Genomic DNA, 8,701 nt, shown 5'->3' on the forward strand with positions numbered 1-8,701 from the left:
CGCGGAACCTTGCGAGGTCGCCCATGGCTCAGGATGCAGGACCGGCGCTGCTCGTGAAGTCCGCGGCGGCGCCGCGCGAGTTCCGCCTCGAGATCGGCGGCGAGCGCGCGGAGTTCGCGGCCGAGCCGCTGTTTGCGAGCATCGGCGCCGCCCCCGCCGGCCTCGCGGCGGCACCGGGCGTGACTGAGCAATGGCACCTGGTGCGCGGGCCGATGCTGGCGGCGCCGAGTTCGGCCTGGGATGTCTGCCACGCGCTGATGACCGGCGGCTTCGGCGTGGCGCGCACCGCGCCGGTCTTCGCCGAGCCGGACCTCGAGCAGCGCTGGACCTTCGGGGAGGAGCCGCGCCAGGCCCTGGCCATGGCCGGCGGCTGCCCGGCGGCCGGCAGCCCGCAGGATGCGCGCTTCCCGGAGGGATCGCGCCCGCTCTGGTACCGCGACGACGATAGGTCGCAGTTCGATGCGGCGAATGCGGCGTTGGACGGTGGCGCGGCGCCGGTGCGCATCGCGCATCTGGACACCGGCTACGACCCCGCCCATTCGACCTTGCCGCTGCGGCTGCGGCGCGACCTGCAGCGCAACTTCGTCGCCGGCGAAAAGCCCGATGATGCGACGGACGTGACCGAGGGGTTCCTCACGCAGCTCGGCCACGGCACGGGCACGATCGGTATCCTGGCCGGCCAGGGTATCGGCGCCGCGCCCTTCGCCGAGGTCGTGCCGATCCGCGTGGCCGACCGCGTCGTGCTGTTCCGCAACAGCGCCATCGCGCGTGCCTTCGACTACGTCCACGCGCTGTCCTTCGACCCGGCCAAGGCCGTGCAGGTGGTGACCATCAGCATGGGCGGCGTCGCCTCGCAGGCCTGGGCGGAGGCGGTGAACGCGCTGTACGACCGCGGCATCGTCGTGGTGGCGGCGGCGGGCAACAACTTCGGCAACCTGCCGACGCGCCACCTCGTCTATCCGGCGCGCTTCGGCCGGGTGCTCGCGGCCTGCGGCGTGATGGCGGATGGCCGGCCCTATGCCGATCTCGGCCTCGACCGGATGGCCGGCAATTACGGGCCGGAGCACAAGATGGCGACCGCGCTCGCCGCCTGCACGCCCAACATCCCCTGGTCGCGGTTGGGTTGCCCGCGGATCGTCGATCTCGACGGTGCGGGAACCTCCTCCGCCACGCCGCAGGTCGCCGCGGCGGCGGCGATCTGGATCGCGCGGCACCGCGCGGCGCTGGCGGGCTATTCGGAGGACTGGATGCGCGCCGAGGCAGTGCGCCGCGCCCTGCTGTCGAGTGCAGTACCCGGCGACGCAAAGCGCCTTGGCGCCGGGCACCTGGCCGCGCGCGCGGCGATGAACATCGCGCCGCCCGCGGCGGCATCTCTGGCGCGCATGGCGCAGGACAGCGCCTCCTTCTCCATCCTGCGCGTGCTGACCGGGCTCGGCATCGATGCGGCGGCGGATCCGCGCCAGCGGATGCTCGAGCTCGAGGCGCTGCAACTGTCGCAATCCGCGGTGATCGAGGCGCTGCTGCCGGAGGATCCGGAGGCGCCGCTCGCCACCGCGCAGGCGCGGCGCATCCTCGATGCGCTGGCGGCCGATCCGCGCGCCTCGCGCGCGCTGCGCGAGAGGTTGGGCGGCGCGGCCGTCCGCGCGGTGCCGGCCCACCCGCCGCTGCCGCCGGGCGATGCCATGGCCGCCATGCGCCTGCGCTCGGCCATGGCGCCCGAGACGTCGGCGCCCGCCACGCGCCGCCTGCGCGTCTATGCATTCGACCCGAGCGTGGGCGCGCGGCTCGACACGCTCGCGATCAACGAGGCGACGATCGAGGTCCCGTGGGAGACGCTGGAACCCGGCCCGGTCGGCCGCTCGGTCGAGGTGGTGGACGTCGACCCCGCCGCCGGGGCCTGCTACGCGCCGGTCGACCTCGACCATCCGGCGAACCTCGCGGCCGATGGGCTCAGGCCGTCGGAGGCCGATCCGCGCTTCCACCAGCAGATGGCCTATGCGGTGGCGATGAAGACCATCGGGCATTTTCAGCGCGCGCTGGGCCGCGTTGCGCTCTGGGCGCCCAGGATGGTGCGCACGCTCGAGGGCGGTTACGCCGAGCAGTTCGTCGAGCGGCTGCGCATCCACCCGCATGCGCTGCGCGGCGCCAACGCCTTCTACAGTCCGGACAAGCGGGCGTTGCTGTTCGGCTATTTCCAGGCGCCGGACGACCGCGGCGGGGAGAACATCCCGGGCGGGATCGTCTTCACCTGCCTGTCGCACGACATCATCGCGCACGAGACGACGCATGCGTTGCTCGATGGCCTGCACCGGCGCTTCCGCGAGCCGACCAACCCGGACGTGCTGGCCTTCCACGAGGCCTTCGCCGACATCGTCGCGCTGTTCCAGCACTTCACCATGCCCGAGGCGCTGCGCGACCAGGTGGCGCGCACGCGCGGCGACATCCGTCGCCAGAGCCTGCTCGGCGCGCTGGCGCAGCAGTTCGGTGCGGCGACGCACGGGCATGGCGCGCTGCGCGACTTCATCGGCCACTTCGAGGATGACGGGAAGGAGGGCAGGCGCTGGGTGCCGCGCAAGGCGAACCGGACGGACTACGAGACCGCGAAGGCGCCACATGCCCGCGGCGCGGTGCTGGTCGCGGCGGTGTTCGACGCCTTCCTGCAGATCTACGCGCGGCGCAGCGCGGACCTGGTCAGGCTCGCCACCAACGGTACGGGCGTGCTGCCGGAAGGCGACATCTCCCACGACCTGGTCACGCGCCTGACTGCGGAGGCGAGCAAGACGGCGGGGCATTTCCTCGATATGTGCATCCGCGCGCTGGACTACTGCCCGCCGGTGGACATCACCTTCGGCGAATACCTGCGCGCACTGATCACGGCGGACCGCGACCTCGTGCCCTCGGACCCGCTCGGCTACCGCGTGGCGCTCGTCTCGGCCTTTCGCGACCGCGGCATCCATCCGCAGCGGGTGCGCCACCTGTCCACCGACAGTGTGGTCTGGGAGCCGCCGCCGGCCGGCTTCCGCAACATCCACGCGATCCTGAGGAAGATCGACCTGTCCTGGAACCTCCGCGAGCGCCGCGAGCGGATCCACCGCGTCTCGACCCTGAACGCCATGCGGTTCCACAGCTGGCTCACCTCTGCGCTGGATGTGCCGGACGAGGAGCTGGCGATGCTGGGCCTGGTGCGGAACGGTGGCCCGCTCGCGGTGAACGGCATCGCGGGCGCGCTGCGCGGCATCGAGGTGCATTCCGTCCGCCCCGCGCGCCGCGTCGGGCCGGACGGGCAGCTCCAGGCGGACCTGGTGGTGGAACTGACCCAGACCTGGCGGCCGGCCGACCCCGCGCTCGGGCGCTACCGCGGCGGCTGCACGCTGCTGATCGACTTCGAGACCGGCAAGGTCCGCTACCTGATCCGCAAGCGCGTGGCGAGCGCGGAGCGCATCGGCGAGCAGATGCGCTTCGCGGCAACGGCGGAGGAAGGAACGCTCCGGGCGAATTACGGCGGCGGCCGGGCGGGCGGGCGGGAGCCCTTCGCCATGCTGCATGGCGGCCATTGACGGGAGGCACGCATGGCCAGGAACACCAAGGCCCCCGGCCGCACTCCGGCGCCGCGCGGAACCGGGCGCGCCGGCGCCCGCTCCACCGCAGCCGAGGCCGCCCCGCCAAAGCCGCGCAAGGCGTCTGCCAGGCCCGAGGCACCCAAGGCATCCGCCGCGCCCAAGGCGCGCAAGCGTGCGAGCCGTGCTGCCGCCCCGCCGCGGCCCGAAGTGCGAATGTACCGCCACGGGCTCGGCGACTGCTTCCTGCTCACGCTGCCGCGCACGGACGGCGCGGGCGCCTTCCGCATCATGATCGACTGCGGCGTGCTGCTCGGCACGCCGGATGCCGAGGCGCGGATGCGCGCGGTGGCGCAGGACATCGCGGCGCAAAGCGGCGGGCATGTCGACCTGCTGATCGTTACGCATGAACATTGGGATCATGTCTCGGGCTTCCTTCAGGCGCGGGATGCCCTGGCCGCCATCAGCTTCGGGGCGGTGTGGATGGGCTGGACTGAGAACCCGGCGGATCGCCAGGCGAAGGCCCTTCTGCAGCGGCGCAGCCAGGCGATCACCGCCCTTCGTATGGCGGACAGCCGCCTGCGCCTGGCCGGTGCGGAAGCGGTCGCGGAGGAGGTCGGCGGACTGCTCGCCTTCTTCGGCGCCGGCGGGCGCGGCGCCACCACGGCCGATGCGCTGGAGGCCGCGCGCGCTCTCGGCGCACCGGACAGGCTGCGCTACGTCGAGCCCGGCGAGCCGCCGACCCCGCTGCCCGGGACGGACGCGCGGATCTTCGTGCTCGGCCCGCCACGCGACGAGGCGCTGCTGCTGCGCTCCACCCCCTCGCGTCGGACGCCCGAAACCTATCACCTCGCTTTCGGCGCCGGGTCGATGGAAGAGGTCCAGGCCCGCCTCGCCGGGGAGGCGACGGAGGGCCCCTTCGCCGAGGGCATGAGCATCCCGATGCAGGTCGCGCGGGCCATGCCGGACTTCGCGCGGTACTGGGGCGCGGAGGAGAGCTGGCGCCGGATCGACGCGGACTGGATGGACGCTGCGGCGGAGCTGGCACTCAGGCTCGACGCGGATACCAACAACACCAGCCTTGCCGTCGCGATCGAGCTGGCCGACGGCGATGTGCTGCTGTTCGCGGCCGACGCGCAGGTGGGCAACTGGCTGTCGTGGGAGACGCTCGCCTGGGACGATGGCGGGCGGCGGGTCACCGGCCCGGACCTATTGGCGCGCACCGTGTTCTACAAGGTCGGCCACCACGGCAGCCACAATGCGACGCTGCGCGAGAAGGGCCTCGAGACCATGCGGCGCCTGCGGATCGCTGCGATCCCGGTGGACGAGGCGATGGCGCGCAAGCGGCGCTGGAACGCCATGCCGCTGCCCGGCCTGGTCGCGCGGCTTGAGGAGATGACCGGCGGCCGGCTGCTGCGCAGCGACCGTCCTGCACCCACCGGCATCGAGGCGCTGACCGAGGACGACCTGTTCTTCGCCTTCCCACCCTGACCGACGCCGCGCGCCGTCGCGCCAGTGCGCGCGGTCCGGCGATCCGGCGAGAACAGCCAGCTAGGAGGACCCCACCATGGCCACTGCCGACGACATGCGCTGGTTCAAGGAACAGTTCGAGGCGCCGATCGCCGCGGCTCTCGTCGGGACGCCCTTCGATGTCGACATGCTGGTCGCCATCGCCTGCCAGGAGACGGGCCACATCTGGTCCACGCTGCGCCGCAAGGCGATGCCGACCGAGCAGATCCTGGCGCTGTGCGTTGGCGACACGCTGGACGACACCGCAGGGCGCCGCGCCTTCCCACGCAACCGGGCCGAGCTCATGGCGGCGCCGAACGGCGCCCAGATGTTCGCGATCGCACGTAAGGCACTCGAGGACATGGCTGCCCATATCGCGGGCTTTTCCGGCGTCGTCGGCAATCCCAATAAGTTCTGCCACGGCTTCGGCATGTTCCAGCGGGACCTGCAGTTCTTCAAGACCGATCCAGACTACTTCCTGCAGCGTCGCTACGAAGGGTTTGACGCAGCCCTCGAGCAATGCCTTGGCGAGCTGAAGCGCGGCCTGCGCAAGCTCGGCTTCGAGACGAAGACACGCCTCACCGACCTCGAATTCGCGGCTGTGGCGATCACCTACAACACCGGCGGCTTCAAGCCGGCCAAGGGGCTGAAGCAGGGCCATTTCGACGGCACGCAGTTCTATGGCGAGAAGGTCTTCGGGTTCCTGCGCCTCGCCCAAACCGTGGCGCTGGGTGGCGCGGCGCCGCGCATTTCCCCGCCGGCGCCGGACACGGCCATCCTGCCGCCACCGAGCGACGTCACCGCGCAAGGCGCCATTTTCATGGTGGAGACGCTGGAAGCGCCGCTGCGGGTGCGCAGCGAGCCCCGCAAGAGCGATCCGCCCGGGCGGAACGTGGTGGCGCACCTGCCTGACGGGCACCACGTGCGGGCGGTGACGGGCAAGCCGGTCAACGGGTTCCTGGAGATCGAGACCAGCCTGTCGGGAGCGCTGATCCGCGGCTTCTGTTCGACGAGGATGCTTGTGCCGGCGGACGGGGCGCCGCCTTCCCTCCCGGCCGCGCCTGCCGCCGCGCCGTCCGCGGGCGGCATCGTCGCCGCCCACATGCCGCGCAGGCCCGGGACTGTCACGAAGCGCACCGCGCCCGCCGGCGCCCATTCGCTGAACGAGGCGGGCCAGCCGGGCCGCACGGGCAGCACGCCACAGGAACTGGTGGCCAGCATCGCGGCGATCATCGACCACCTGGCGGTGGACCGCCTCGCACACAGGCGATACCAGCCAGGGGGCGGCAGCACGTTCTGCAACATCTACGCGCATGATGTCTGCCACCTCGCCGGCATCTACCTGCCGCGGGTGTGGTGGCGGCAACGCGCGCTCGAGGCACTGGCCGCCGGGCAGCGGGTCCAGCCGCTGATCGGCGACACCATCGTCGAGATGCGCGCCAACGACCTGTTCCGCTGGCTGCAGGATTTCGGCCCGGCCTTCGGCTGGCGCCGGACAGGCACCACGACAAAGCTGCAGGAGGCCGCCAACCAGGGCGCGATCGGACTGATCGTCGCGCGCCGCAAGGAAGACGGGAAGTCGGGGCATATCGTGATCGTCATTCCCGAGACGGCGACCGATAGGGCGCGCCGCAACAGCAGCGGGGAAGTCACCGCGCCGCTCCAGAGCCAGGCCGGGGCCGCGAACTTCCGCCGCGGCACCGGGCGCGCGAATTGGTGGAACGGCGAGGAGTTCGCCGAGAGCGCATTCTGGGTGCACGGATGACGCCAATCCCACGCCTCCTCGCGACAGCGCTCTGCGCGGAGCCGACCTCGTGCGGGGTGGTGTGCGGAGAAGGCGCCAGACGACGGCGCGCGATCAAACTGGGCTGCATCGCCCGGCCGGCGCGGTCGGCCGCGCAGACCGCGACAGTAGCCGGCGTGGCCGCACTCGAAGTGACGGTCCTGGCCACGACGATCTCGAGCGTCGTCGTCGTCGGGATGGTGCGGGAACGCGCAGCCTGTCTCTGCGACGACCAAGTCGTCACCCTTGATTGCCTGGAATGCGATCTGACCGATGCGCACCCACCTGGCGCCGCGACGACGCAAGGAAGGCTTCCATGATTCTCGCCCCGCCCTCTGCGGGCCTCATGCTGGCTGCTGACGGTCCGATCCTGGCCACCCGCGTTGGCTCCAATCGCCTTGCCTTCGCGACAGGCGACAATATCGGTATCGCCATCGAGTCCACGCCCTATCCGTGTGTTGACATCGGGTTCAGCCGCACCGAGGGCGTTGTGCAGCCGGTCTTCGAGGATGGCAGCGTCGTCGGCGTAGCGACGGCGGGCGCGCATCACGTGCAGGTGGTCGGGCCCCAGTCCGTGGCGCACATTACGGTCTTTGCGGCTGGGTCGGCGGCCGCCACGATGACCCGGGCGCCCGTCTCCGCCGATACCGCCCCAGGCAGGGTCGGCGCTACCGGAAAGGCACCGGGAGCCGACCGCAATCACGGCGCCGCCTGCATCAGCGAGCGGCCGCGCGGCTGCGATGACCGCCCGCCGCCAGAGAGCGGAGTTTCCAGCCCGCTGATCTCTTCGACCACGACCTCGATCGGCTTCAGGATCAGGGGGGCGCCGCAGAATGCGGCCTCCGGTGTCCGCAAACCGAACATCCATCTCGGTTACCGGCGGACCGGGGTCGCGGTCGCCCCGGGTGCTCGGGCAGCCATGTGGTTACGGCCACGCCATCGACGGCCGCGACGAACCGAAAACCCAACAGGTCAACAGCCCGGCCTTCGTTGGTGGGTTCCGCAGCGGTCAGGCTGGCGCAGCGGCGCAGTCAATTGTGCTGACAAGCGGCCGCTTCAAGGTCGGGCAGGTCCTTCGCAACGGGCGCCGCAGCGCTGCACGTGGCGCAGGAGCATTCTGTACGCGGGAACATGAGCGGCATGATCAGCCCGGCCGGTGACCGATAGCCGGGTCGAGCGACATGGCAAAATGGCGGAGGTGCCATCCATGAGCGGCAGCAAGAGTGACGGCGAACCACTGATCAGCCAAGTTACGACCGCCGAACTGCGGCGCGTCCTGAGCGATCGTTTCAGGAAGGATGTTACCGATGCAACCTGGCAGAAGGTCGCCCGCTCCGTCCTCTTCTTCGGGCTCCCCGGCATCATTGCGATCGTCGGCGTCGTCTGGAAGCTCCTGGACTCCACCATCAAGACTAGCGTCACCGACGCCGTCCGGCCCGCAGTGACCTCGTTGCGCGACGATTTGGGCCGGCGGACGGATCGCATGGAGGGGCAGATACGCGAGGCCGTTGTCGAGCTGCGCCAGCAGGTTGAGCGCGACATCAACGCCAGGGTTTCTGATGCCGTGCTGAATGCCTTCGATCGGCAACGGAGGACAGTGCTCGAAGACCAACTGCGGCAGGTGGCGCAGACCCCCGAATTCACGGCCTTCTTTCGCGCCCGCGTCGAACAGGCGCTTCAGGACATCTTCAAGGAGCGCTACGCGCATATCAGCGACCAGTTCACCGCACGGCTGAAGTTGACCCGGTTTCGTGGACACCCCGAGGCTTGAGACGGAGGTGTTCGAGATGCCGAGATTCAGAGTGCCCTACCCGCCGGAGTTCCGGCGGCAGATGGTGGAGTTGGTCCGATC

At 70.9% G+C, this 8,701-nt stretch carries 6 protein-coding genes; all 6 read left to right on the forward strand.

Annotated features, from left to right (window positions below):
• The first annotated feature begins 23 nt into the window (after positions 1 to 23).
• Complete coding sequence (locus E8M80_RS19290; protein ID WP_137127344.1) at positions 24 to 3,557, forward strand: S8 family serine peptidase; 3,534 nt, start codon at positions 24 to 26, stop codon at positions 3,555 to 3,557.
• A 216-nt stretch (positions 3,558 to 3,773) separates the two neighbouring features.
• Positions 3,774 to 5,048, forward strand: a complete 1,275-nt coding sequence (locus E8M80_RS19295; RefSeq protein ID WP_206035680.1) for an MBL fold metallo-hydrolase — start codon at positions 3,774 to 3,776, stop codon at positions 5,046 to 5,048.
• A gap of 76 nt (positions 5,049 to 5,124) precedes the next feature.
• A complete protein-coding gene (locus E8M80_RS19300) occupies positions 5,125 to 6,831 on the forward strand; it encodes a hypothetical protein (protein ID WP_137127346.1) in 1,707 nt (568 codons plus the stop codon).
• A 155-nt stretch (positions 6,832 to 6,986) separates the two neighbouring features.
• Positions 6,987 to 7,169 carry a hypothetical protein gene (locus E8M80_RS19305; RefSeq protein WP_137127347.1) on the forward strand — a complete coding sequence of 61 codons (183 nt, stop codon included), beginning with the start codon at positions 6,987 to 6,989 and terminating at the stop codon, positions 7,167 to 7,169.
• Complete coding sequence (locus tag E8M80_RS19310; protein WP_137127348.1) at positions 7,166 to 7,984, forward strand: hypothetical protein; 819 nt, start codon at positions 7,166 to 7,168, stop codon at positions 7,982 to 7,984. Before E8M80_RS19305 ends, E8M80_RS19310 begins: the two co-directional genes overlap by 4 nt.
• A 72-nt stretch (positions 7,985 to 8,056) precedes the next feature.
• Entirely contained in the window at positions 8,057 to 8,620 is a 564-nt protein-coding gene (locus tag E8M80_RS19315) for a hypothetical protein (protein ID WP_137127349.1), read from the forward strand.
• The last annotated feature ends 81 nt before the right edge of the window (positions 8,621 to 8,701 follow it).

Source organism: Roseomonas sp. HF4 (assembly GCF_005222755.1).
GTDB lineage: Bacteria > Pseudomonadota > Alphaproteobacteria > Acetobacterales > Acetobacteraceae > Neoroseomonas.

Excerpts from the sequence above, each read along its gene's own strand:
- E8M80_RS19290 (WP_137127344.1), top strand. The coding sequence starts at position 24 with ATGGCTCAGGATGCAGGACCGGCGCTGCTCGTGAAGTCCGCGGCGGCG.
- E8M80_RS19295 (WP_206035680.1), top strand. The coding sequence starts at position 3,774 with ATGTACCGCCACGGGCTCGGCGACTGCTTCCTGCTCACGCTGCCGCGC.
- E8M80_RS19300 (WP_137127346.1), top strand. The coding sequence starts at position 5,125 with ATGGCCACTGCCGACGACATGCGCTGGTTCAAGGAACAGTTCGAGGCG.
- E8M80_RS19310 (WP_137127348.1), top strand. The coding sequence starts at position 7,166 with ATGATTCTCGCCCCGCCCTCTGCGGGCCTCATGCTGGCTGCTGACGGT.
- E8M80_RS19315 (WP_137127349.1), top strand. The coding sequence starts at position 8,057 with ATGAGCGGCAGCAAGAGTGACGGCGAACCACTGATCAGCCAAGTTACG.